Annotated in this window: 19 protein-coding genes and 1 tRNA gene; 8 read left to right on the top strand and 12 right to left on the bottom strand. The window is 33.5% G+C overall.

Annotation, left to right across the window (positions count from 1 at the left end; translation table 11 throughout):
* Window positions 1-138: 138 nt before the first annotated feature.
* The 5 genes from surE to FLAK523_RS05660 all read left to right on the top strand — a co-directional run bounded on the left by surE (window position 139) and on the right by FLAK523_RS05660 (window position 5,127).
* Window positions 139-918 carry a 5'/3'-nucleotidase SurE gene (gene surE, locus FLAK523_RS05680; protein ID WP_248907460.1) on the top strand — a complete coding sequence of 260 codons (780 nt, stop codon included), beginning with the start codon at window positions 139-141 and terminating at the stop codon, window positions 916-918.
* Window positions 911-1,183 (top strand): hypothetical protein, encoded by a 273-nt coding sequence (locus FLAK523_RS05675; RefSeq protein WP_248907458.1) that lies wholly within the window; start codon window positions 911-913, stop codon window positions 1,181-1,183. Before surE ends, FLAK523_RS05675 begins: the two co-directional genes overlap by 8 nt.
* 57 nt (window positions 1,184-1,240) lie before the next feature.
* On the top strand, window positions 1,241-2,368 hold the full coding sequence (gene lpxB / locus FLAK523_RS05670) for a lipid-A-disaccharide synthase (RefSeq protein ID WP_248907456.1): 1,128 nt from the start codon (window positions 1,241-1,243) through the stop codon (window positions 2,366-2,368).
* A gap of 22 nt (window positions 2,369-2,390) precedes the next feature.
* A complete protein-coding gene (locus FLAK523_RS05665) occupies window positions 2,391-3,017 on the top strand; it encodes a C40 family peptidase (protein WP_248907454.1) in 627 nt (208 codons plus the stop codon).
* A 73-nt stretch (window positions 3,018-3,090) separates the two neighbouring features.
* Window positions 3,091-5,127 (top strand): ComEC/Rec2 family competence protein, encoded by a 2,037-nt coding sequence (locus tag FLAK523_RS05660; protein WP_248907452.1) that lies wholly within the window; start codon window positions 3,091-3,093, stop codon window positions 5,125-5,127.
* A 5-nt stretch (window positions 5,128-5,132) separates the two neighbouring features.
* Here the strand turns inward: FLAK523_RS05660 and FLAK523_RS05655 are convergent, their stop codons facing one another.
* The 5 genes from FLAK523_RS05655 to FLAK523_RS05635 are packed head-to-tail and all read right to left on the bottom strand — an operon-like array spanning window position 5,133 to window position 12,715.
* Complete coding sequence (locus FLAK523_RS05655) at window positions 5,133-5,591, bottom strand: thioredoxin family protein (protein ID WP_248907450.1); 459 nt, start codon at window positions 5,589-5,591, stop codon at window positions 5,133-5,135.
* 51 nt (window positions 5,592-5,642) lie between these two features.
* A complete protein-coding gene (locus FLAK523_RS05650) occupies window positions 5,643-7,448 on the bottom strand; it encodes a peptide MFS transporter (RefSeq protein ID WP_248907448.1) in 1,806 nt (601 codons plus the stop codon).
* A gap of 42 nt (window positions 7,449-7,490) precedes the next feature.
* On the bottom strand, window positions 7,491-9,005 hold the full coding sequence (locus FLAK523_RS05645; protein ID WP_248907445.1) for a peptide MFS transporter: 1,515 nt from the start codon (window positions 9,003-9,005) through the stop codon (window positions 7,491-7,493).
* A gap of 32 nt (window positions 9,006-9,037) precedes the next feature.
* Entirely contained in the window at window positions 9,038-10,540 is a 1,503-nt protein-coding gene (locus tag FLAK523_RS05640) for a peptide MFS transporter (RefSeq protein WP_248907443.1), read from the bottom strand.
* A gap of 6 nt (window positions 10,541-10,546) precedes the next feature.
* Entirely contained in the window at window positions 10,547-12,715 is a 2,169-nt protein-coding gene (locus FLAK523_RS05635; RefSeq protein ID WP_248907440.1) for a S9 family peptidase, read from the bottom strand.
* A gap of 181 nt (window positions 12,716-12,896) precedes the next feature.
* Between FLAK523_RS05635 and FLAK523_RS05630 the strand changes: the two genes are divergently transcribed.
* Both FLAK523_RS05630 and FLAK523_RS05625 read left to right on the top strand, forming a co-directional pair.
* On the top strand, window positions 12,897-14,213 hold the full coding sequence (locus tag FLAK523_RS05630; protein ID WP_248907438.1) for a hydroxymethylglutaryl-CoA reductase, degradative: 1,317 nt from the start codon (window positions 12,897-12,899) through the stop codon (window positions 14,211-14,213).
* A 112-nt stretch (window positions 14,214-14,325) separates the two neighbouring features.
* Window positions 14,326-15,255 carry a GYDIA family GHMP kinase gene (locus FLAK523_RS05625; RefSeq protein WP_248907435.1) on the top strand — a complete coding sequence of 310 codons (930 nt, stop codon included), beginning with the start codon at window positions 14,326-14,328 and terminating at the stop codon, window positions 15,253-15,255.
* Between the two features lie 86 nt (window positions 15,256-15,341).
* On the opposite strand, the gene FLAK523_RS05620 is transcribed toward FLAK523_RS05625, so the two are convergent.
* The 5 genes from FLAK523_RS05620 to FLAK523_RS05595 all read right to left on the bottom strand — a co-directional run bounded on the left by FLAK523_RS05620 (window position 15,342) and on the right by FLAK523_RS05595 (window position 21,588).
* Entirely contained in the window at window positions 15,342-17,441 is a 2,100-nt protein-coding gene (locus tag FLAK523_RS05620) for a peptidylprolyl isomerase (protein ID WP_248907433.1), read from the bottom strand.
* Window positions 17,442-17,547: 106 nt separating this feature from the next.
* Entirely contained in the window at window positions 17,548-18,807 is a 1,260-nt protein-coding gene (locus FLAK523_RS05615; RefSeq protein ID WP_248907431.1) for a hemolysin family protein, read from the bottom strand.
* 212 nt (window positions 18,808-19,019) lie between these two features.
* A complete protein-coding gene (gene lptC / locus FLAK523_RS05605; protein ID WP_248907427.1) occupies window positions 19,020-19,574 on the bottom strand; it encodes an LPS export ABC transporter periplasmic protein LptC in 555 nt (184 codons plus the stop codon).
* A gap of 36 nt (window positions 19,575-19,610) precedes the next feature.
* Complete coding sequence (locus tag FLAK523_RS05600; protein WP_248907425.1) at window positions 19,611-20,861, bottom strand: hypothetical protein; 1,251 nt, start codon at window positions 20,859-20,861, stop codon at window positions 19,611-19,613.
* Complete coding sequence (locus tag FLAK523_RS05595; protein ID WP_248907423.1) at window positions 20,854-21,588, bottom strand: type III pantothenate kinase; 735 nt, start codon at window positions 21,586-21,588, stop codon at window positions 20,854-20,856. The genes FLAK523_RS05600 and FLAK523_RS05595 overlap by 8 nt, the downstream gene beginning before the upstream one ends.
* Before the next feature lie 99 nt (window positions 21,589-21,687).
* On the opposite strand from FLAK523_RS05595, the gene FLAK523_RS05590 reads away from it, so the two are divergent.
* Window positions 21,688-21,760 (top strand) — tRNA-Phe (locus FLAK523_RS05590).
* Window positions 21,761-21,895: 135 nt separating this feature from the next.
* On the opposite strand, the gene FLAK523_RS05585 is transcribed toward FLAK523_RS05590, so the two are convergent.
* The gene (locus tag FLAK523_RS05585; RefSeq protein ID WP_248907421.1) at window positions 21,896-24,775 is read right to left on the bottom strand and encodes an alpha-amylase family glycosyl hydrolase; all 2,880 of its coding nucleotides are present in this window, start codon (window positions 24,773-24,775) and stop codon (window positions 21,896-21,898) included.
* A gap of 67 nt (window positions 24,776-24,842) precedes the next feature.
* A complete protein-coding gene (locus FLAK523_RS05580; protein ID WP_248907419.1) occupies window positions 24,843-25,988 on the bottom strand; it encodes a SusE domain-containing protein in 1,146 nt (381 codons plus the stop codon).
* Between the last annotated feature and the right edge of the window lie 35 nt (window positions 25,989-26,023).

The following is a 26,023-nucleotide window of genomic DNA, read 5'->3' as shown; positions in this document are numbered from 1 at the left end:
GAATTCAAAACAAACAAATTCCTGCTATTATTTCAAATAGCACAAAACCATAATATACTGAAATAGTACGGTTTAAAAAAACAATACTATAAAATATTTCTTAAACTGTTTACAAACACTAAATAAAACACGCTATAAATGAAGAAAGTTAAACCCTTAATTTTAGTCACTAATGATGATGGTATATCAGCTCCTGGAATCCGTGCACTAATTGCTGTTATGGCTGAAATAGGTGAAGTTATCGTAGTCGCTCCTGATACTCCTCAAAGTGCAATGGGACACGCAATAACCATTAATAACACTTTGTTTTTAAACAAAATCTCTAAAGACAATGATGAAATAACTGAATATAGCTGTTCAGGAACACCTGTTGACTGTGTGAAATTTGCTGTGAGTGAAATCCTAAAAAGGAAACCTGATTTATGTGTGTCTGGTGTAAATCACGGTTCTAACTCATCCATAAATGTAATTTATTCCGGCACAATGAGTGCTGCGGTAGAAGCGGGTATTGAAGGAATTCCGGCTATAGGATTCTCCCTACTTGATTATGACTGGAATGCTGATTTTGAAACTATCAAGCCTTTTATTCGAAAAATTACTTTAGAAGTATTAGAAAACAGTCTGCCTCAAGGAGTTGTCTTAAACGTGAATTTTCCGAAACTAAAATTCGACGATATTAAGGGAATTAAAATTTGTCGCCAGGCGAAAGCAATGTGGGCCGAAAAATTTGACAAAAGAAAAACGCCTCAAGGAAGAGATTATTATTGGTTAACAGGCGAATTTGTAAATCAGGACAAAGGAGAAGATACTGATGAATGGGCTCTAGAAAACGGATATGTGTCTGTAGTTCCTGTTCAATTTGACTTGACTGCTTATCATGCAACTCAACAATTAAACTCTTGGAAGTGGAATGAATAAAATCGATTTAATAAAAGGTTTTGTGTTAGGAATAACCGTGTCAATAATAGGGAGTTTATTATTTATAACTATTTTTACAGAATTTGATTGTGTTTCTGGAATCAAAACAATGAAAGCACAAGGATATTTAGGTAAAATAATAACCCTGGGTTCTATTCCTAATTTAATTTTATTTGCAGTTTTACTCAAATTAAATAAAGAAATGATGGCTCGAGGAGTGGTGTTAGCAGTAATTATAATGACTGTTATTACTTTATTTATTTAAACCAAATTCACTCCATAACTAACTTAATACAGCAGTTTTTTATAAAAATACAACCGTATGAAATATTACATTATTGCAGGAGAGGCCTCGGGAGATTTACACGGAGCTAATTTAATGAAAGCCCTTTACAAAGAAGACAGCAATGCTGACATTCGGTTTTGGGGAGGTGATTTAATGAAAAATGTTGGAGGAACGCTTGTAAAGCATTATCGCGAACTTGCCTTTATGGGGTTTATCGAAGTGGTTTTTAATCTAAAGACTATTTTAAGTAACATCAAAATATGCAAAACTGATATTGCTAAATTTCAACCTGACACTATTATATTTATTGATTACCCAGGTTTTAATATGCGCATTGCAAAATGGGCTAAAGAACGTGGCATTAGAACCCATTATTACATATCTCCTCAAATATGGGCTTGGAAAGAAAGCCGTATTGCTGATATAAAACGTGATGTGGACAAAATGTATGTGATTCTTCCATTCGAAAAAGATTTCTACGAAGGAAAGCATAATTTTCCAGTGGAATTTGTGGGTCATCCCTTAATTGACGCCATCCATAATCAGCCACTTATTGATCCCCCTGTTTTTAGAAAAGAACACGAATTAAATGAAAAGCCAATTATTGCCTTACTTCCAGGAAGCAGAAAACAAGAAATCACAAAAATGCTTTCCGTTATGCTGAGTGTTGTAAAAGACTTCCCGGACTATCAGTTTGTAATTGCAGGAGCTCCAAGTCAAGAATACGTTTTCTATGAAAGTTTTATTTCGAATGAAAACATTAAATTCATTTCGAATAAAACCTATGACTTATTGAGAAATGCAACAGCGGCCTTAGTTACATCAGGAACAGCCACACTGGAAACAGCTCTTTTCAAAGTGCCGGAAGTTGTTTGCTACAAAGGAAGCTGGGCTTCCTATCAAATAGCAAAACGCATTATTACCCTGAAATACATCTCATTAGTAAATCTAATTATGGACGAAGAAGTCGTTACTGAATTAATTCAGGATGATTTCAATCCAAAAAACATTAGAATAGAACTAAATAAAATCTTGGAACCAAACCACAGGAAGTCACTTTTGGAAAAATATGATCTTCTAGAAAAAAAACTTGGCGGTATTGGAGCCAGTGAAAATACTGCAAAATTAATCGTGGCAGATCTCAAACAAAATACAAATCATTAAGCTTACCAAAAAATATAATCTTTTGAAACAATTCATTTATTTACTTTTCGCCCTTATTTTCTTTACAGCATGCAAACCCACGTCATCCATCGTCACTTCAAAAAAAGAAGCCATTGACAAGGGAATTTACAGCCCTCCTGATGACAAAAAAATAGTTGTAAAAAAACAAAGAAAACTCGTCAAAGTAAAAAAAGCAAAGAAAAAAAAGGAGCTAATCATATCAGAGCCTGAAGAAAAAATTAAAAATGCAGAAGACCTCAATTTCATAGAAGAGTTAATCAATACTGCATCAGAAAACATCGGTGTTCGTTATAGAATGGGAGGGACAACAAAATCAGGTTTTGACTGTTCTGGCTTAATGTGTGTTATTTTTGATGCCCACGATATAAACCTACCACGTACCTCCTACAAACAATCAAAAGTTGGATTCATCATAGACCAGGAAAAGGAAGAAGTAAAAAAAGGCGATTTAGTGTTTTTTAAAACCGGCCGAAGAAAAAAAATCAATCATGTAGGAATGGTAGTAGATGTAACTGAAGACGATGTGAAATTCATTCATTCCTCTTCGTCTCGTGGCGTTATGATTTCGTCCTTAAAAGAAACCTATTTTCAGAATGCCTTTGCACAATTGAATAGAATCTTAAACTAGATTCGAAAAACAGAAGAGAAAGCATAGCAAAAAAACCAAGTTATTTCTCATTAAAAAGCAGTACTTTAGAACTATGAAAGTACTGCAATTCCCATTAGCAAGAATTACAATAGCATTTGTCCTAGGCATATTGTTTAGCTTTTATTTAAAACCCAATCCAACCTTTGTTTTAGTCTTACTTTCCCTTTCAAGTATTGCTTTTGGTTTGAGTTATTTATTTGTTCGAAAAAAAACCAACAAAACGAGTCTCTTTGGTATAAGCACTTATATTCTTGCATTTATTATTGGGAGTTTTACCCAAATTGCTCACACTGATTATTACCAAAAAAGCAATTACACCCACTGTGAAACTATTTTCGAAAAACCTCATTTAATATCCGTAACAATAAGAGAGCAATTAAAAAGCACCTTATATAACGATCGGTATATTGCCATTGTTAATTATATTGACAAACAAGAACAGAGCGGAAGAATACTTCTAAACATTCCGAAAAGCAGTTCAAACAAGAGAATTAAAACTGGTACGCAGTTACACATTAATGAAATCCTTCACAAAAACAATCCTCCAAATAATCCAAACCAATTTGATTACGGCAAATACTTGGAAAAAAAGCAAATTTATGGGCAATTGTATGCCGACTATAATGAAATTATAATAGAATCAGAACTTAAGAAAGATATTTGGTATTACGCTTCAGGAATCAGGACGAGAATCACACATAACTTAGAAAAAAGCGGATTTAATAAAACCGAATTAAATGTAGCCATAGCTTTGATAATGGGACAAAAGCAGGATGTGTCCTCTGAGATAATGCAGGATTATCAGTATGCAGGCGCCATCCATATCTTATCGGTATCCGGATTGCACGTTGGTTTCATACTGCTTTTTCTAAACTTTATTCTTCAACCCATACCTAATACACGTAAAGGATCATTTATAAAACTAAGCATGATATTGGCTTCATTGTCACTTTTTGGCTTAGTGGCAGGCTTAGCGCCCTCAGTAGTGAGATCAGTTACTATGTTTTCATTTGTGGCCATTGGAAGCCATTTAAGAAAGAGCGTCAATATCTATCACACCTTATTAGTTTCAATATTATTGATATTACTAATTCAGCCTTCTTTCCTGTTTGATGTTGGATTTCAATTGAGTTATATCGCTGTCTTTTTTATTGTCTGGCTCCAACCTTTATTATCCGAAATATGGAAGCCCAAGAATATTGTTTTAAAATACATTTGGGGAATACTTACCGTTTCCTTTGCAGCGCAGATAGGCACGTTACCAATATGTCTATTTTATTTCCATCAATTCCCGGGTTTGTTTTTTGTGACTAATTTAATCGTTATCCCTTTATTGAGTTTGATAATGATCTTTGGAGTTGTGATTATGGGATTGGCCGCATTTGGAACTGTTCCTCTTTTAATAATCAAACCACTGGAATGGAGCATCTTTTTTCTAAACAAAATAATTAATACCATTGCCTCATTCGAACAATTCATAATTAAGGATATTCCATTTAACAACTACTTACTCATCAGTTTCTATTTATTAATATTTACAGTAACCATATGGTTTAAAAAACCAAGTTATTACAAATTGGGGGCAATATTAATATCCATATTATTTATTCAATCTTCATTTATAAATAACAAATGGAAAATAGAAAAACAAGAAGAGTTAATCGTTTTCAACAGTAAAAGAAACACTATAATTGTTGAAAGAAAAGCGGACAATGTAAAGCTAATTTCATCAGACACTATTATAAAAACCAGCAAAAAAAATAACACCTTAAATTCATATCTAGTTGGAAATTTCAGTTCGATAAAAGCAACACAAAGATTAGAAAATCTATTGTTTTTCAAAGGAAATAAAATCCTAATAATAGACAGTCTTTGTGTTTATCCAAAAGACATCAATCCTGATGTTCTTTTAATCACTCAGTCACCAAGGATAAATATAGACCGTTTGTTAGAAACAGTAAAACCAAAAATAGTGGTAGCCGATGCAACTAACTTTAAATACATCCAAGAGAAATGGAAAGCAAGTTGCGATAAACAAAAAATCCCTTTTCACGCAACCGGTGAAAAGGGATTTTATAAACTGAATTAATAGTATTACTTTTTAATAATTCCATTGGCTACTGCCAACCAAGCTGATGGTCCTCCAGCAACATAACCGGTACTTCCCAATCCTTCAAAGTTAACTTTGCCGTCTTTATTAGAAGTGTTTGTAAAATAAACTGTTGGATACCCTTGTATGCCAAAAACTTGTTGCAATTGACCATTTTGTTTCTTAATCTCTTCGGTTTGGTATGGTTTCCTAGGATAATCTAATTCTACCAGTACAACGTTTTCATTAGCCCATTTTGTAAACTCAGGAGTTTTCAAAACTTCTTTTTGCAAACGAATACACCATCCACACCAATCACTTCCCGTGAAAAACAACATTAATGGTTTTTTAGTTTTATTAGAAACCGTAATCGCTTTGTTTACATCTGTATGCCAAACTAAATCCTGTGCTTGAGAAGTAATAACTCCAGTAAAGAATATCAATATAAAATATACTTTTTTCATAAATCTTAATTTTAGGCAAATTTAAACAAAAACAATACCATTAAATGTCATCTATTTTACACCGTGCATTAATTTTTTAATAACTGGTGACATTACAATTGAAAACAACGCAACAATAACAGATATAATTGTTAACATCCAGAAGAAGTAACTTAATCCATGCTCATTAGCAATTTTATCAATATTCTCACCAAATTTACCTGCACCTTTCATACCAATAGCTACAGCTAAATACCATACTCCAAACATAAATGCAATCATTCTTGCAGGAACTAATTTACTCACATAAGAAAGTCCAACAGGAGAAATACACAATTCACCCATAGTATGGAATAAATAAACCAGTATTAACCAAATCATACTTACTGAAGCTGATTTAGCGCCTGGCTCAATTCCCATAGCACCAAAAGCAACACACGCCATTCCTAATGCTAACAAAAGCATCCCGATTCCGTATTTAATATTTGCAGATGGATTGTATTTACTTTCCCACCATTTAGAAAACAATGGTGCTAATGAAATTATAAATAAAGAATTTAAAGTAGAGAACCAAGTAGCAGGAACCTCAGTTATAGCAACTGTAACTTTTTCTATTTTCAAAAATGCTAATGTACTATCAGATAAAGATAAATAACCAGCAGTATAAAAATCTTTAGAAATCATCCACAAAGCGATTATCCAAATAATCACAAAACTGATACTTAGGATAATATTTGCAACTGCATAATTTTTAAATGTTTGTTTGAATAATAAAAACAATACCCAAGTTATAATTGCCAATGGCACAACTGTAATCAAAGTATTCATAATCAAGAAAAAGGTACTCCAATTCCCAACCAATACTCGATTAGTATAATCACTTGCGAAGATTGTCAAACTGTTAGGCGATTGTTCGAAAATAGCCCAGAAGAAGATTGTCAAGAATGCAAAAAATGTAACTGCAATCAATTTGTCTCTTGTGATTTTTGAATATTTCATCAAACGAGTAACAAGTAAAACAATAAACAAAAGTAAAGCCGAAACGATAGCAATGTTATTTCCGTTTTCTCCTAAAAATCCGAAGATATTTACTTTACCACCCGAAATTTTAGAAGCAGGATCGTTTATAATCCATAATAGACCAAGAGTTACACACACAGCAATAATCCCAAGTTCGATAGTCGTAAAAGGGTTTCTTTTATCAGTATCAGCAGCTTCAGATTTTGCTTTACTTTCAGCTGTAGGTTTTAAACCTATATCTCCAAAAATATTTTGAGACAACCAAAATTGTAATGTTCCAAAAAACATAAAGATACCAGCTAATCCAAAACCATAACTCCATCCTACTTTTTCTCCTAGGTAACCACAAAGTAAAATTCCGAAGAAAGCTCCAGCGTTTACACCCATATAGAACAAAGTATAAGCTCCATCCTTTTTCTCTGGACGGTCTTTATACATTTCAGATACTATGGAAGTCATGTTTGGCTTAAAGAAACCATTTCCGAAAACCAATAAAACTAATCCTAAATAGATTGTGAATTCAGTTTCCATAGCCATAGAAGCATGTCCTAAGGTCATCAATCCTGCACCAACAACAACTGCCCATCTAAAACCGATTACCTTATCAGCAAAGTAACCTCCAAGCATTGTTGACAAATAAACTAATCCAACATAAGAACCAAAAAGTGCAGATGCATTTTCTCTTGTCCATTCCCAACCACCATCAAGGGTAGAAGCTGTTAAAAACAATATTAATAGTGAACGCATTCCGTAGAATGAAAATCGTTCCCACATTTCTGTAAAGAACAAGACGAACAACCCAGCCGGATGGCCTAGAACTGTGCTCTTAAAAAACTGATCAGTAGTATTTTGACTCATATATTTAATTATTTATTTATAATATTGATTGTGGATTAATAATTATTTTTCGTTATCCTCAGCACCGTGAGTTAATCTTTTTAATGGTTTAAGCAATAAAATAAACAGAGAACCTACAACGATTGTAAATACCAATATTCCTAAAAATATGGAGTACTCCCCTAAATCACTTGCCGCCTCACCAAGTAAACCTGCAACTTTGTTTCCTAAACCTGTCGCTGCAAAATAAACACCCATCATCAATGACGCATATTTTACTGGAGAAAGTTTAGTGATAAATGATAATGCCACTGGTGACAAACTAAGCTCTCCTATAGTGTGAAATAAATAAGCCAAAACTAACCATATCATACTTGAAGTCCCAGATTGTTCAAATTCCATAGCTGCAAAAACCATGAATAAAAACCCAAAGCCCATAATAATAATACCAGTTGCCATTTTAAAGATAGAAGTAGCTTCTTTTCCTTTCAATTTTCGTTTCGCCCAGAAAGATGCAACTAGAGTAGCAAAAAGAATAATAAATCCAGCATTCAAACTTTGAAACATTACTGTTGGGATTTCCCAACCCAATAACATTCTGTCTGTTTTAGTATCTGTATATAAATTCATCAAACCACCTGCTTGTTCGAATGCTCCCCAAAAAATAATTACCATAATAAAAGAAAGTAATAAAACCACAAAACGATCTTTGTCCTGTTGAGAAGTCAATTCTTTATAAATCATCATCATTAAGGCAGATATAATTGTCAAAAACAAAAATAATAAACCAAAGCCCCACCCTAAGTTAACCCATCCAATAACAGAAAGTATTGCAAAAACAACCGTAAACATTAATTGTTTTTTTGACGAAAGTAAATCTTTGAAAAGACGACCATAAGAAGCGCTATCATCTGCAGTTGTATCCTGAACTTCTAGATTACCAACATGCGTTAAAAATTTTTGTCCCCAAACGTAAACCACAAGTCCTAAAACCATGGCAATACCTGCTAGACCAAATCCAGCGTGCCATCCCCATTGCGCAACAACAAAACCAATAACCATAGTTGCTAACAATGAACCTGTATTTATTCCAATATAGAAAATACTAAATCCTTTATCTCTTCTAATATCACCTTGTGGATATAATCCACCCACCATTGTTGAGATATTTGGTTTTAGCAAACCAACTCCAACAATCACTAAAGCTAAACCGGTGTAAAATGCCCAAGTTTGTGTAAACACTAATACTCCGTGACCTAAACAAAGAATAACAGCTCCTAATAAAACTGATTTTTTCTGACCTAATAATTTATCGGCAATCATTCCTCCAGGGATTGACATTACATAAACTAACATAGTATACCAACCATATAAAGCTAAAGCCTCTTGACTAGTCCATCCTAATCCAGCTCCTCTTGCATCACCTATTGTTTCTGTTGTCATATACAACACTAACAAAGCTCTCATTCCATAATAAGAAAAACGTTCCCACATTTCTGTAAAAAACAATATAAATAATCCGGTTGGATGACCGAATAAATTCGATGTTGAATGATCCACTGCGTTGGTTTTAGACATAATTTAATTTTAGATTAGAATTGTATTGTTGGTTATTTAACTTCCTGCATTAATTTTCTGATTAGTGGCGAAACTATTATTAGCAGTAAACCTGCAATCAAAGCATATAATGCTAATTGATAATAGCCATCAGTATAGCCTTGTAATCTTGTAATTAAAGATGCGTTTTCATCAGGAGATGACATTCCAGCTCCTAAAAGACCCGCAGCATACTGACCATAAGCACTTGCCAAAAACCACATTCCCATCATCATACCTGATAATCTTTTTGGCGATAATTTTGTCATAATAGACAATCCTATTGGTGACAGGCAAAGCTCGCCAAAAGTAATTATTAAATAGGCAAATGTAAATACATTAAGAGAAGTTAATCCCTCTATGTCAGCAAAAAATCGCGTATAATAGAAAGTGTAAAATGCTGCAGCTAAAAACAAGAAACCTATACCGAATTTCATAACCGTATTAGGTTCCACTTTTTTCTTTGCCATTGCAAGCCAAATCAATCCTACTATTGGACTGAAAATAATTACAAATAATGAATTTGAAGTATTGTTAACAATATTTGGATTTATTTCAAAAAACAATAAGTTATGGTGTAGATTGTCTTTTGCAAATAGCGCTAAAGAACCGCCGCTTTGTTCGAAAAATGCCCAAAAAACAACGGAGAAAAGAATGAAAATAAATGCAGCCATCAATTTCTTTTGTGACGCGATATCTTTCTCTTTAAAAGTTTCATAAAGGAAATATAAAACTGCTAATGGCCCAATGGTATACATGAAGTAATCCGTATAATCCGTGTTTTTTATCATTATAAAAATCAAGGGAATACTAATTAACGAACCCACGTAAACGGCAATTTCGCTAAATTTTCTTTTAGATGCATCTAGATTTAAAAGCGGAGAATCTCCAATTGGACCTAAGGATTTCTTAGTCATTATAAAGGTTATCATTCCTATTACCATCACAATTGCGGCAGATAAAAAAGCGTAACTCCAACCATAGTCAGGACTTGTTCCTAAATAAACACAAAGAGCTCCTCCTAATAATGCACCAATGTTAATCCCTGAATAAAATAATCCAAAACCGGCATCACGACGGCTATCTCCTTCTTTATAGAGCTCACCAACCATTGAAGAAATGTTTGGCTTAAAGAAACCTGTTCCAATTATAGTCAAAGTAATTCCTAAATAGAAAAAGCCTTGTGGAGAAAATGCAATGATAAGATTCCCTAGAATCATAACCATTCCCCCAAAAAGCAATGACTTTTTAAATCCTAATATTTTATCGGCAAAAATACCTCCAATAAAAGTGAAAGCATATACAAAAGCTTGGATCGCACCGTATTTTAAGTTTGCTTCTTTATCAGACAAAGCCAAACCTAAAATTTGGTCTGCCATAAATATGGTTAAAACGCCACGCATTCCGTAGAAACAAAAACGTTCCCACATTTCAACTAAAAACAAATACCACAATTGTTTTGGGTACTTTCCTTCAAAATTCTGAATTTCTTCTAACGTTGGACTAGTATTATTCATTTATAATTATAAATTTTCTTTGATAAAATTAGTCATCTTGTTGTACAGCTGTATTCTTGTCATTCCACCGGATATTCCATGGTTTTTATCTGGATATATCTGAGAGTCGAATTGCTTATTTGCTTGAATTAAAGCTTCCATCATTTGCATCGAATTCTGCACGTGAACATTATCATCAGCACTTCCATGAATTAAAAGATACTTTCCCTTTAATTTATTAACGTGATTGATAGGTGAGTTCTCATCATAACCACTTGCGTTTTCTTGAGGTGTTTGCATATATCTCTCCGTGTATATGCTATCATAAAATCTCCAATTGGTAACCGGAGCCACGGCAATTGCCATTTTAAAAACATCATTTCCTTTCAAAATACAATTTGAAGCCATAAATCCACCATAAGACCAGCCAAATATACCAATTCTAGTTTTATCTACAAATGAATAATTCCCAATCACTTTAGCGGCATCGATTTGATCCTCGACTTCGTATTTCCCAAGTTCTTTTTGAGTAACTTTCTTGAAATCGGCGCCTTTATAACCAGTTCCTCTTCCATCAACACAGGCTACTATATATCCTTGTTGAGACAACATCATAAACCAATAATCATTAGCATTTACCCAGCTGTTAGCAACCTGTTGAGATCCAGGACCAGAATATTGAAACATAAAAACAGGATATTTCTTTGAAGGATCAAAATCTTTTGGTTTAATAATCCACGCATTCAATTCATTCCCTTTTTCTGTTTTTAAAACAAAGAATTCTTTTGCTGGCAAATCATACGATTTCAATTTTGTTGCTAATACTGCATTGTCTTCAATCACTTGCAATTGTTTTCCTGACTTCGATTCGTTTAAAGAATATCGAGTAGGTTGTACAGCACTGGAGAAAGTATTAATATAGTATTGAAAGTTGGGACTAAATGTAGCACCATTAGTACCTACTTCATTTGACAACACTTTTTTATTTTTACCATTTAATGCAATACTATAAACAGCTCTATTAATAGAACCATTCTCAGTAGATTGATAGAATATGGTATTGTTTTTTTCATCAAAACCGTAATACGAAGTAACTTCCCAGTTTCCTTTAGTAACTTGATTCTTTAGTTTTCCGTTTTTATCGTATAAATAAACATGATTGAAACCGTCTTTCTCACTCGTCCAGATAAAACTATTGTCGCTTAGAAAAGTAAGATTATCCGTTACATCAATATACGCTTTGTCTTTTTCATTCAAAACCACTTTTGAAGTTCCAGTCGTTCCGTCAATAAATAATAAGTCCAGATTATCTTGGTGACGGTTCAAAACTTGTGCTGATAATACATTTGCATCATTAGTCCATTTCATTCGTGCAATGTAAAAATCATTGTATTTACCCAGATTAACAGATTTTGTACTATTTACATCAACATTAAAAATATGTAGTGAAACCAAGGCGTTTTTTTCACCTGCTTTTGGGTATTTGAATGTTTCAACTTTTGGATACAAATCCTTTCCAAAAACCGACATAGAAAATTCAGGAACTTGGCTTTCGTCAAAACGGATGTAAGCTATTTTTCTACTGTCAGCACTCCAGTCAAATGCTTTTACAAATGCAAATTCTTCTTCATAAACCCAATCCGTAATTCCATTGATTATAGCGTTCTTCTTTCCATCAGTAGTTATTTGAGTTGTTTTTTTAGATTCTAAATCATATACATACAAATTTTTATCTTTTGCATACGCTATCTTTTTACCATCTGGAGAAAATGTTGGCTCTTGAACTTGAAAATCAAACAATTTAGATACTTTTTTTGTTCCAATTGTATATAAGTAGTAATCCGCAGTAAATGAATGACGAAAAATTTGATTTGTGTTACAAGCTAAAAGAATCATTTTCTCAGAAGCATCAAAAGTATAGCTATCAATCTTTGGCAAGTCCTTATGTTCTTTCGTATTAATAAGTGTGCTTGTTTTTTTAAGAGTAGCAAAATCGAACAAATCAATTTGAGTAGTACCTGAAGATCTGTCTAGATTCAATACAGTATATTGATTTGTATTCTTCATGGACTGCAATTTATCCATCCCTTTAGTACGCATAGCACCAGTAAAAATTTGCTCTACCGTGATTTTTTGTTGACCAAAAACCGTAAAACATAAAAATAAAAATAAGACCGAAAATTGTTTAGACTTCATGCTATTGTTTTATATGTAAAAAAGAGACCAATTTTAGTGAAAATTTTACAATTAAATGACATTTTATCTGTTAAATATTAATAACAGTAATTTTAAGCACCCTTTAATGCGGATTATTTAATAGTATACAAAAGGGCTAAATCAGTATCTTTGCGGTTAATTATCGTATAATCTATTGAGAATGAATAACGCTGTTACTGGATTTTCTAAATTATCCAAAGAAGAAAAAATAAACTGGATTGCAAAAGAATACTTTTCAACTCCTTCAGAAGCCATAGCATTATTAAAAAACTATTGGAACACTGACGAAAAAATACAGAAACTACACGATGAATTTATAGAAAACACGATAACAAATTTCTACATTCCGTTAGGAGTAGCTCCAAATTTCCTTGTCAATGGCAAATATAAAACTATCCCAATGGCAATTGAGGAAAGTTCAGTTGTCGCTGCCGCTTCTAAATCGGCTAAATTCTGGTCCACTCGTGGCGGTTTTAAAGCCACTGTTTTAAACACTGAAAAAATAGGACAAGTTCACTTTATATATAAAGGAGACGTTTCAAAACTATCCTTGTTTTTTGCACAATCAAAATCCAAGTTTTTTCAGGATACGGAAAGCATAACTAAAAACATGCAAAAACGTGGTGGAGGAATATTGGAAATTGTATTAAAAGACAAAACAGATTTACTTCCTAATTACTTTCAGCTACATGCCACATTTGAAACTAAAGACAGTATGGGAGCTAATTTCATAAATTCCTGTTTGGAGCAATTTGCCAAGACTTTGAAAGAAGAAGCACTTAACTATGAATTGTTTTTAGAAACGGAGAAAAACATTCAAGTAGTAATGAGCATCCTCTCTAATTATGTCCCAAATTGTATAGTAAGAGCCGAAGTGTCTTGCCCAATTGAAGATTTACAGGAAAAGCACATTACAAATCCACAAGATTTTGCGGAGCGTTTTGTTCAAGCAGTTCAAATTGCAGAAGTAGAGCCATTTAGAGCAGTTACCCATAATAAAGGCATTATGAACGGAATAGATGCCGTTGTACTTGCAACTGGTAATGACTTCCGCGCTGTGGAAGCAGGAATCCATGCTTATGCGGCAAAATCAGGTCAATACTCAAGTCTGTCCCATGCAAAAATAGAAAACGGCATTTTCACTTTTTGGTTGGAAATTCCACTAGCTTTGGGTACAGTAGGCGGACTCACAACCTTACATCCGCTAGTTAAATTATCGCTTGAAATGCTTGAAAACCCTACGGCAAAGGAATTAATGCAATATGTCGCTGTTGCCGGACTAGCACAAAATTTTGCGGCTTTGCGTTCGTTGACAACAACTGGAATTCAAGACGGGCATATGAAAATGCACTTGAATAATATCTTGAACCAATTTAACACTAATGATGACGAACGTGTTTTAATTCAAAAACATTTCAAACTTCATATAGTTTCACACAGTTCAGTTGTGAGTTTTATCGAGAATTTAAGAAAATAATTAAAATTACTTCGCTTCGCTTTCGATTAAATCTCATCAAAAAAGACTTTATAAAGAGATGATGAAGTACTCTCGCTTTTAAAAATACAAATACTGAATAAATTCAGGATAAATGAAAAAGACATTTTACAGTAACGGAAAACTTTTAATCACAGGTGAATATCTAGTTCTAGATGGAGCTAAGTCATTTGCATTACCTACAAAATTTGGACAAAACCTGATTATTGAAGAAGGAACAAATAAAGAAATTCAATGGAAAAGTTATGATTCTGACGGCAGTATATGGTTTGAAGACAGCATCAGTTTTGATGCTATTTCGAAAAAAAACTTACCCGAAAACGAGACGTTAAAATCAACCTTGACTACCATTTTAAATGAAGCTTATTTACTGAATCCCGAATTTATCAATACTTCATCCGGCTATAAAATCACAACCGAATTAAGTTTTCCTAAAAAATGGGGATTAGGCACCTCTTCCACCTTAGTAAACAATATTGCTCAATGGACAGCTGTTGATGCATTTGAACTGCTTTATAATAGTTTTGGAGGCAGTGGTTATGACATTGCATGTGCGCAAAACAACAGCCCTATTTTGTATCATCTTGAAGAAGGCCGACCAATAGTTGAAAAACTGGAATTCAACCCTAAATTCACCAAAAACATCTACTTTGTTTATCTAAACAAAAAACAGAGCAGCAAAACTGCAATCACTTCCTATCATAATTCTAATAAAAAGAATATTGATAAAAGCATACTAACTATTGACAAAATAACACACGCCGCTTTAAACAGTACAACCTCTGAACAATTTTCGCGGCTAATGGAAGAACACGAGGCAGTGATGAGTGCAATATTAGAAATAGAAACCGTTAAAGAAGCTCTATTCCCAGATTTTGTTGGCACAATAAAAAGTCTTGGCGCCTGGGGAGGTGATTTTGTGATGGTTCTTTCTAAAGATAATCCAACTTCCTATTTTAAAGAAAGAGGATTTGAAACGATAATACCATATCAAGAAATGATATTAGAATCGATTCAGGAGTAATAACAATTCTTTAAATAAGCTATATAAAAAAACCGATACAATTGTATCGGTTTTTTTATATGAATTAATTAACTAAATCAGTACGACTAGTAATTAAATTGTTTTCTGTTGTCTTCAATTTTAGCGTTTCCTTTTAATGCAGGAACAACTCTGTTTACATCTCCTGCAGACTGTGCTTTTAATGTAGCAACATAAGGAGCGTGGTCTTTTAATACTGGAGCTTTTACAGTACTTATGTTTTTTACAACATAAACACCTGTGTTACCTTCAATAGGAGCAGAAATTTTGTTAGCAGCTAATGCAAATGCATTCCCTACAACTTTTGGCTCTTGACCAACACCACCAGCTAAAACTGGATTTTCTAAAGTTACATCAGCAACTTGTTGAACTGTTGAAGCAGTTGCCTTAGCTATAGCTTCAAGAGAAGATCCTGACATTTTAGCTTTAATCAATTCTGCTTTTTTCTTGTTTTTAAGAATTGGCTCTACGTAAGGTCTAGCCAAAGTAACTGAAACTAATCCTGAATTATCAACGCTTTTTACTTTTGCAATAACATGACCTAAGTTAGCTACTTCAAAACGTTTAACTGATCCAACTTTAGAATCATCTTCAAAAGCCCATCTCACGATAGCTCTTTGTTTTCCTAAAGAACCAAAACTTTCATCCATCGCTTTTACAGTTACTACCGGAGCAATAGTAAATGCCATTTCCTTAGCCGCTTTTCCGAAATCTTTATCAGCAACATCCATTTCAAACTTAGTCGCTTGTTCAAACAACTTGTCTGAAGTTGCCTCAGAAGCTTCAATTTTTTGCGCTACAGTAGCTAAACGGATACCGTCTTGCTTATCCGTAATTTTAATAATATGAAAACCGAAATCAGTTTCCACTAAACCTACTTTACCAATTCCGTTGTTAAAAACGAAATCATTAAATGGTTTCACCATTTGGTTTGGTCCAAAATATCCTAAATCACCACCTTGTTGTGCAGATGAATCATCAGAACTTGTAAAAGCTAACATTAAGAAACTATCTGGATTAGCATTAATTTGAGCTAATAGCGCCTCAGCTTTAGCTTTAGCTTGTTCTTTATTTCTTTTTTCTTTTTGGTTAGGAACCTGTGCTCCTTCATAACTAATTAAGATATGACTTGCTTTTGCATTAACTCCGAATTTCTTACCTAAAGATTTAGAAATACAATAGTATTTTCCATATACATAAGGCCCGTAAACTGCTCCAGGAGCTAAGTTGAAAAGTTGATCAGCATCAATAGCCGGCAAATCTTTTTTAGCAACATATGAAGAATCGTAAGGGATATCAGAATTTGAATTTACAAATTCAACAATATTTTTAGCCGTTCTAAAACCTGATAAAGTATCGTTTTTCCCAGTAGCTTGGTTGTACACCACACTTCCTGAAAGCAATCCGTTTATTTTAGTTTTAACTTCGTTCTCATCTTCTTTTGAAGCTTTATCTTCAATTAAAACATATTCAACTTCACGAGTTTCATCTGCTTTAAATTTCTTTTCGTTTTTCTTCATGAAATCAACGATTTCTGAATCACTAACTTTAACATCAGAATCTTTAATAGTTGAATACAAACCAGCAACGTAAGCAAAACTCACTTTGTTAGCTTCCATTTCATATTTAAATTTTCCTTCGCTTTCAGTTGTATAAATACCTGATTTTATCAAAGTATTATACATTTGATATTTAGCATTAAGTTCTGCGTCTTTCTCTCTATCTTTTAAGAATTGAGCTTGAGCAGGGTTTGATTTGAAATATTCTTTGAATTTTGCAACATCAAAAATTCCTGCAGCATTCATAAATAATGGATTACCTCCAATATTTTGATCCGCTTTTAGAATTTCCAACAAGTGGCTTTCTCCTACTCTCAATCCTAATTTATCAAATTCAGAAGTTAACAAAGCTAAAGAAACCTCTTGGTCCCAAACTCTGTTCACCGCTTCCATTGAAGAAATCCCTTGACCGCTTTTTTCAACATTACTTACTTTAATTCTGAAATCTTCAAATGAAATATCATTTCCATTGATACTTCCTACATCCTTTGATGTACTACTGAAACTACCACTCTTGAATAAATCACCTATTATAAATGCAAATAAAGCTAATGCAATAACTGCAATCATTAATGCGGAACGTTGTCTAATTTTTGATAAAACTGCCATTTTTTTGTTGTTAATTTTATATTCAGTTTGCGAAAATACAATTATATGATTAATAATTATACTAGTAACGTTTTATTTTACAAAAAAAATATTTTTATAAAATAAATCAATCTTTTACAGTCATTTTTACCAATTCAATTTTGGTATTAGTGACTTCTTCAATTACAAAGTGATAATTCCCTATTGCAATCTCATCTCCTTTTTGAGGAATGTCTTTTGTGGAATCCACAATAAAACCGCCCAGTGTTCCGTAAGAATCACTTTCAGGTATAGTAAACTTATACGTTTGGTTCAAGTATTCGACATCAAATCTTGCCGAAAAAACATAAACACCGTCTCCCAGCTCTTTTTCAATCAGCTCTTCTTCTAAATCGTGTTCGTCTTCAATTTCACCAAAAAGCTCTTCCACAATATCCTCAATGGTAACAATCCCTGAAGTCCCACCGTATTCATCAAGAACAACAGCTACACTTTTACGTTTCTTAGTAAGCAAACTCATCACGTCTTTTATAAATATTGTTTCCGGAACAAATTCTACAGAAATAACGATGGCTTTTATAGTCTTAGGCTTCTTGAATAAATCGAAAGAGTGTACATAACCTACAATATCATCCAATGAATTCTGGTAAACGACAATCTTAGAATACCCTGTTTCAATAAATAAGGCTATCAAATCTTCTATTGTATCAAACAAATCAATTGCTACAATTTCAGTCCTCGGGCTCATTACATCACGTGCTTTTACCCCTGAAAACTCTAAAGCATTTTGAAAAATTTGAATCTCTGAATCTACCTCATCATTTTCCTCAACAGAACTCATTTGCTCCGTAATGTAGTTCCCCAGTTCCGTTTTACTAAAAAAAAGCTGCACCTGATCTCCATCAGTTCTAAAGAATTTTTTCAAAATAAAATCTGAAATCCAAATGAAAAAAGTGGAAATAAAATAGAACAAAACATAAAAAAAGTAAGCAGGAATCGCAAAAAACTTCATTAAAGAGTTTGCATAGATTTGGAAAAACACTTTCGGCAAAAACTCAGCAGTTATAAGAACAATGAAAGTAGAAATCAGGATTTGAATCAATAAATTCAAAAAATCCGAAAAATGAAACCCCATCGAATCTATCCAACGCATCAGTAATGCACCCATAAAAAAACCATAAACTACTAAAGCCACATTATTACCAATAAGCATGGCAGCAATAAACTTAGAAGGTTTTTCAGTAAGCTTGGTGATAATTTTTGAAATAAAATTATCCTGTTTTTTCTCTAATTCCAGGTAAATTTTATTGGATGAAATGAACGCAATCTCCATTCCTGAAAAAAAAGCACTTAATATCAGACATAGTATTATAATGCTAATTTCCATATATTAGGATTTTTTATTGTTGTCCTCGAATTTTTTTCCGAATTTTCTTCGAAAGAAAAACATAAAAATTGCCAATCCTGCAAAAACAAAGCTCAATATAGGAGTTTGAGAAGGATCATTTAACTTGGTAAACCCATCATAAATAAGATAAGCTCCAAAAAAAAGATAAACGTATTGTGTATACTTTAGATAACTCATAATGTATTTTTAATTTAATTGGCGGTTAGGACCTCGCCTGTTATTCTTTGAGAATTTATAACTTTAAAATCTTTACTAAAATCTATACCTTGTCCATTAGAAACTCCCTTCAGATCTGTAAATTTAAACTTTTTTTCAGTAAAAAACCATTCGTTTTTCTGATCAAAGAATAGCTGCTCTGTTTCCAGTGTTTGCCCTTCTTCAGAAGCTATTTTCACTTTCCCCTTCAAATCAATAATACTGGTGCTTTTATAGGAAACAGCATAATTAGAGGTAATACGGGTTTTTTTTCCATTTTTATCATAAAAGGTAACGTCAATTCCTTTTGGAAACTCCGTAAAAGGAAAACTAATCGTTGTGAAATCAAGCATTTTAGAGCTTATCAAAACAGACGTAATACGTCCTGAATCAGTGTATTTTAAATTCACGTTGTCAGCGTCACCGTTTGGCGTAAACTCCGTAAAGTTGATTTTCTGCACTTCTTTAAAATTACTCTCGCATCCAAAAAACAGAGTCACAGTGAAAACTGTGACTACTGAAATTATTATGTATTTTTTTATTAAAGCCATATACGCTTAACAAGACTAATTATAATTACTTAAGTTCTAATTGAATTTTCTCTTTTCAAACCATCTGTCATTAAGAGAAAAACCGATACTTAAAGTAGCATAATTCTCTTGAACTAAATTAGACGAAGTTGTTCCTCTTTTCCCAAATTCGAAACCAACATTTATATTCGAAAAAGAACCTGTGATTGGAAAACCTAGACCTAAATTAACACCTACATCATTGATTGACTCTGAATTAACTATCAAACCGGTTTTGTCAAATTTCAATCCCCCTCTATAGACTATTCTTTTAGCGTAGTTTGAAAAGGAATTATAATTTGGTATATAATACCCCCCAACACTATATTTCATAGAACTTTCATATGACACATTACTTGCTGTATTATAATCGTTGACCAAATTCCCTTTACTTCCGGCAACTATTTGCGCACCTATAAGCCATTTTTTAGCCTCTCCTATTCCAGCTGACACTGATAATTTACTTGGTAATTTTAGATTCACAGTAGTAGACTGATCATCAAAGCTATCGATTATCAACAAATTAAAACTAGAATCATACATTACTGCCGATATGTTTCTTACGTTTTTAGAAGTCAATTTACTCTCAAGAGTATAATTCACACTACTAAAGAAATTTAGTTTTTTATTGATTTTTGATTGGTACATTGTCCCAATATTGATATTTGCACCAGTTAAATCAGCCGTAGTTGATTCGGCAGTACCAACAGGAACTCCAGTTGTAAATACCAAACTATTGGTTTTAATTTTTCCGAAATTAAAATTCACATCAGCTCCAATTTTTAATTTTGACGATACACTATACCCTAACCCTAAAAAAACTTTATTTAATCCACCTGATCCATTTAAAGTTTTATAAAACTGAGAACTAGCATCCACATCTGAATTAATTTTATATCCAACAGAAGAATAAGGTATCAACCCAAAACCGACACCAAATTTACCTAAAGGCAATCCAACAGCAAGATAATCTAGAGTAGTTCTACGAGCATTTTCGGATTTACTGCTTGACTTTAAATTAGTCGAAATCTGGCTTCCTCCAACAGTAAAAGTGGTTAATTTTAAATTAGCAAAACTTGCAGGATTCTCAAGGTTCATGTGAATACTGTCTTGTTCAACAGAAATTCCCGCCATAGAGCGATTTTCAGCAGTTCCTTTAAACCTTACATCACCAATTCCGTAATAAGAATAAGGAGATGCTGTTCCTTCTTGAGCAAAAGACACTAATGACAAAAGCAAACAGGCGCTTATTATAATTTTTTTAATCATTTTTGATTTTATATTGAAGAGTTTGGTTCAAACTTTCCAAAAGGAAATTTGAATTGGCAAATATGGTATTTTTTAATCGTTTAGCCAAAAATTCTGCATCCCCACCCGTTAAAATTATTATAAAATTTGAATATTTCTCTTTATATCTATCAATAAAACCATCAATTTCGAATACAAAACCGTTTACAACACCAGAATGCATTGATTCAGATGTTGTCTTTCCTACAAAAGACACCGAAGATTCTAAAGTCAATAAAGGTAGATTTGCAGTATAGGAATGTAAGGATTCGTATCTTAATCGCAAGCCTGGCGATATTGCACCTCCTTGATAATTATCTTCTTGATCTATAAAATCATAAGTGACACAGGTACCCGCATCAATGACTAGTCTATTCCTTTTCGGATATTTCAAAGTCGCACCTGCAGCCAGCACCATTCTATCAATACCTAATGTATGCGGTGTTTTATATTTGTTAAAAAAAGGAAAAGCGTCGTCGTGAGAAATAAAATGAACTGTTGTTGTTTTCGAAAATTCCAAAAACATATTTTTATCCACGTCACCTACTGATGAAACAACCAAATGAGATATGGATTTAAAAATTTTTAGAATTTTTTCAATATTATCTCGAAGCTCATTTTTATCAAAAATAAAAAACTCCTGAAGGATATCAGCCTCAAATACAGCAGCTTTAATTCTTGTATTCCCTACATCAATAGCTAGAATCATATTATACATTTTAGATTTGCGAAGGTACGAATTGATTTTTTTAAAAAAAGGTTTTGGATATGTCAAAAAAGGTTCTATATTTGCACCCGCGTCAAGCACGGTACCTTAGCTCAGATGGTAGAGCAATGGACTGAAAATCCATGTGTCCCTGGTTCGATCCCTGGAGGTACCACGAAACCCAAACAGCAATGTTTGGGTTTTTTGTTTTATTACCCCCCCTGTTTTAATTACTTGATCTCTAATAACCCTAGTCCATAAAAAAAGCTGCCTTTTTACAGACAGCCCTACTTGTATTTAACTAAAATTCTTATTTTTTAATAAACTTCATTACCTGAATTTTATTGTTTTCATCGAATGTTTTTACAACATAAAGCCCCTGATTTAAATCACTCACATCATATTGATTTTCACTAGAGTTAATTCCAACAAAGGTTTTTACTAACTGACCGGAAATTGAATAAATTTCAATTTTTGTACTTTCCTTGTTTAAAATAAAATAATCAACAACCGGATTTGGATATAAAACGATTCCATCCGTTTTTTCAAAATCAGCTACAGCTAAAGAAGCGACTTTATTCCCAATAATCAGAAACCCACCAGCAGGAATACTAATCGTTGCATTAACATTAGTAACCTCAAAAGAAGTATTATCCATTAAATTATACCAAGTCCCTGTATACGGAAAACCTGTAGCTACATTTTGGGAACTAACATCAAAATTTGATAGAATCAAAACATCTTTTAGTTGCGATGCTGCCAAAGTATTATTAGTGATTTTAATATTAGGTGTTACCGTATTTACACTTGAAATCACTGCAGTCCCTAAAAACACGGGTTCTGTTGATTTCAAAGTAATCATTTTAGCCCAGTCGTTATAGATTTGGTTTCTACTACCGTTAGTCAACCAATTTCCTGTCCATTGTGGCTGTGGTTTTGTGTCTAGTTTACAATCTCCGGCCGTTGCATCACTATCCGTATTTACAGATCCGTTATTACACATAAAAATAGAGTTCTCCATTCCCAACTCTCCAAAATGCCAAATCATTTTTGGTCCAGGAACAAGTAAACTAACAGCACCTAAAGCTGACATTCTTGACAAAGCAACGTTTACATTTTTTACATTATGGGCAGAATTTGAGGTATTCCCGTATTGTAAATTTTTATACATCAATCGTTCCTCGTCATGGCTTTCAGCATAACCCATCAACCTGTTTTTTGTAAATCCATGGGCGGCACTATTCATTCTATCAATGCTATTACTGGAATTATACCCCATAGTTAACTGGTTGTATTCATTTGTCATCTTACCCCACATCATAATTCCTTTAGATGGGGTTTCATTAATTTTATAATTAGCCCATTGCTGCTCCTCATTATCAGAACCTAAATGTTCAAAAATCGTATAATGTGTTGGATCCAGACCCCAAGAATAATCTGCATAATCTTTTAAAACATCAACTCTGTCTTGTTGATATTGATCCGTTAACGCATCACTTCCTTGAGCATTTTGCGTAAATCCTTTGGTTAAATCCCAACGAAAACCATCAATTTTATACTCTTCAATCCAATGCTTTATCACTCTTTTTACGTAATTTTTCGTTCTTGGTTGTTGGTGATTAAAATCCTCCCCAACACTATAACTGTGTTTTGCAACAGTATTGAAATAAGGATTTTCAGCTGTAGGCGAACCCCAGCCATCGCCATCGGGATCATTCATCCACATTCTCACCATAGGATTCCTCCCAAAAGCGTGATTTAAGGCTACATCAAGAATAACTGCAATACCATTTTGATGACACAAATCAACAAATTCTTTTAGCTTATCTGAAGTTCCGTAAAACTTATCCAAAGCCATATGAAAAGAAGTGTTGTATCCCCAACTTTCATTACCCTCATATTCCATAACCGGTAATAACTCAATTGCGTTAATCTTCAAATTTTTGAAATAATCAATTCGGTCAATCAAATTTTGATAACTTCTATTTGCATCGAAATCCCGAACCAAAAGCTCATAAACAACCAGTTTTTCTTTTTCAGGTTTCACGAAATTTGTGGTAGACGCACTCCAAACATAAGGAGTTTGCCCTGTTTTCAATACAGTCACCTCCCTGTCTTGCCCAAGAGGATATGCAGGAAGATTAGGATAATTAACAGCAGAAATACCCGAATCGTCAAAAGGAGACAATACTAAAGTCGAATAAGGGTCAGCTGTTTTGACTAATTTTGGAGAATTCGCAATTGGAGTTTCATCAACCACCCAGTATTGATAAGTATAATTCATCCCAGAGGTTAATCCAGTTAGTTCCAACCAGAATTTTCCAGTTGACGCATCTTTCTTCATTGAATAAGCTGTCGTTGGTTGCCAATTGTTGAAACTACCCGCTACATAAATAAAATCCTTTCCTGGCGCGTCTAATACCAACGTCGCTTTTGTAGCATCGGCTGTGTTGTAATTGATTCCGTCAAGCAATCCTGAAGCCATTGTTTGAGACACTGTATTGGGATTCACAATTACACTAAATTTTTTAGTTATAACAGTTGTGCCTTGAGTCACCTCAAGTTCATAATTTTGATTCGCTAAAATACCCGTGTGATTAAAAGCAAAACTAGGTGTACTAGCATTCGAATTGATGCTGAAACCATTTGATTTTAAATTATAACTAGCATTCCCACCTGTATTGTTTGCGGCGATACTCAAGCTCCCCCCGGAATTTATAAAAACGGAACTATTTTCAGAAGGAGAAGTCAATGTCACTTGAAACAATCCAACTTCTGCAAGAATGTCTTGTGATTTTTTGTCTCCCGTTCCGTCTTTGGCTTTAATTAAAAAACCAATTCTTCCTATCCCTGTTGTGTTGTAATAAGTCGTAGGTGTTATGGTCTTAGTATAGGTATCATTCCCCACATTATAGGTAAATCTACTCGCTTCATCAGAAGCCGCCCAAGAACCATTAAGTGGAGTTCCTTTTTGAGTGGTGTCATTTAAATCAAACGCCCAAGCCCACATATACAATGCGTTCCCTGTAACCCCCCAAGCTGCCTCATTAATACTGTTCCCGTTGATAGTAATGGTAATGGCCGTCGTTTCTTCAAATGCAGCTGGACTGATGGTGTAGGTGACCGTTTGTTGCTGGGCAAAAGCGGTAATTGACAGAAAAAATAATATTAAAAGAATAGTTTTTTTCATCGTTAATTGTTTTTATAAAAAAAGGCTGCCAAACGACAGCCTTTTTTAGATTTATAGAACCCAAAAATTAATTTGGTATCAACCTTAAATTGTAATTAGCGGAATTGTTTATATCTAAAACCACTTTGTAATTACCCGCAGTTGGAACTTTCATATTTCCTCCACCTAATTTTATTTTATTTTGAGTAGTAGCAGAAATAGTTTCACCATTTCCAGATAAAGTCCCCATTTTTACAGACCAGTCATCTTTTAAACGAACTAAAAATTCATCAGCAACTAACGCTAAATTTTTAGTATACATTCTATAATAAGGAGAAGCTGGATTAGTGTCAAAATCTAAATAAGTCGCTGCTCCCCATCCATTTGGAGTAGCCTGACCTATTATAGCAACTTGTCTTTTTCCTATAGTATAAGTATTCGCAGCCCAGTCTACAGTAAAGAAATAAGTACCCGCACCGTCTACCGGTTTAATATTTTTCCCACCAAGAGTTGTGAAAGTATTTGGGTTTTCAGTAAGATCCCCTTTATCACCAGGCCAATCAGGGGTTGGTGTAAATTTAAAGGCAGGTGTAGCTTCATTCATCCAAACAAACCCTTCGTATTTACCATTATTATTTGCCGAAAACAATCTTGCTGCATTAGCAGGATCCCAAAACCCAAAAGTACTAACTGAACCATAGCTTCCAGGAACATAAATCCTGTCAAACTCATCATAAGTATCGTAAGGATTCCCTTTAAAAGTAACCTCTTTAGACATTGAAGTAACTCCGTTACTTGAAGTCGCAAGTTGAGTAGATGGCACTGCCACAACTCTCATTTTAAAATCGCCTGAAGCCCCAATCGCTCCTCCAGCTCCAAGAAGCATAGAGTTCAATTGTCTTTGTGTCAATACTTTTTCGTAATTAGAATTAGTGTTTTCATTAAAACTACCTAATCCAAATGATTGAGGACTAGAAAAGTCAGCAGTTGCTTTTACTACTTGTAAAGAGTAAGTCACTGCAGCTGAATATCCAAAGTCAGCAGATGACCATTTCACAGTAAGAGCAGTTGCACCTGCAGTAGAAGCTGTCAAAACGTAATTTCCACCAGCTGGAGTGTTTAACTCAACATTTTTAGCTACTGTAGCTACTGGATCTAACGTTTCGTCAGTACAGGAAACCATGCTTATTAAAGCAGCGGTTACTAAAAATAAATTTAAAAATATTTTTTTCATAATTTATATAATTTTAAAAAACACCCATGAGTTAT

Source organism: Flavobacterium sp. K5-23, assembly GCF_023278045.1.
In the GTDB taxonomy this organism is placed as follows: Bacteria; Bacteroidota; Bacteroidia; order Flavobacteriales; family Flavobacteriaceae; genus Flavobacterium.
This window is presented reverse-complemented; position numbering and strand designations above follow the sequence as displayed.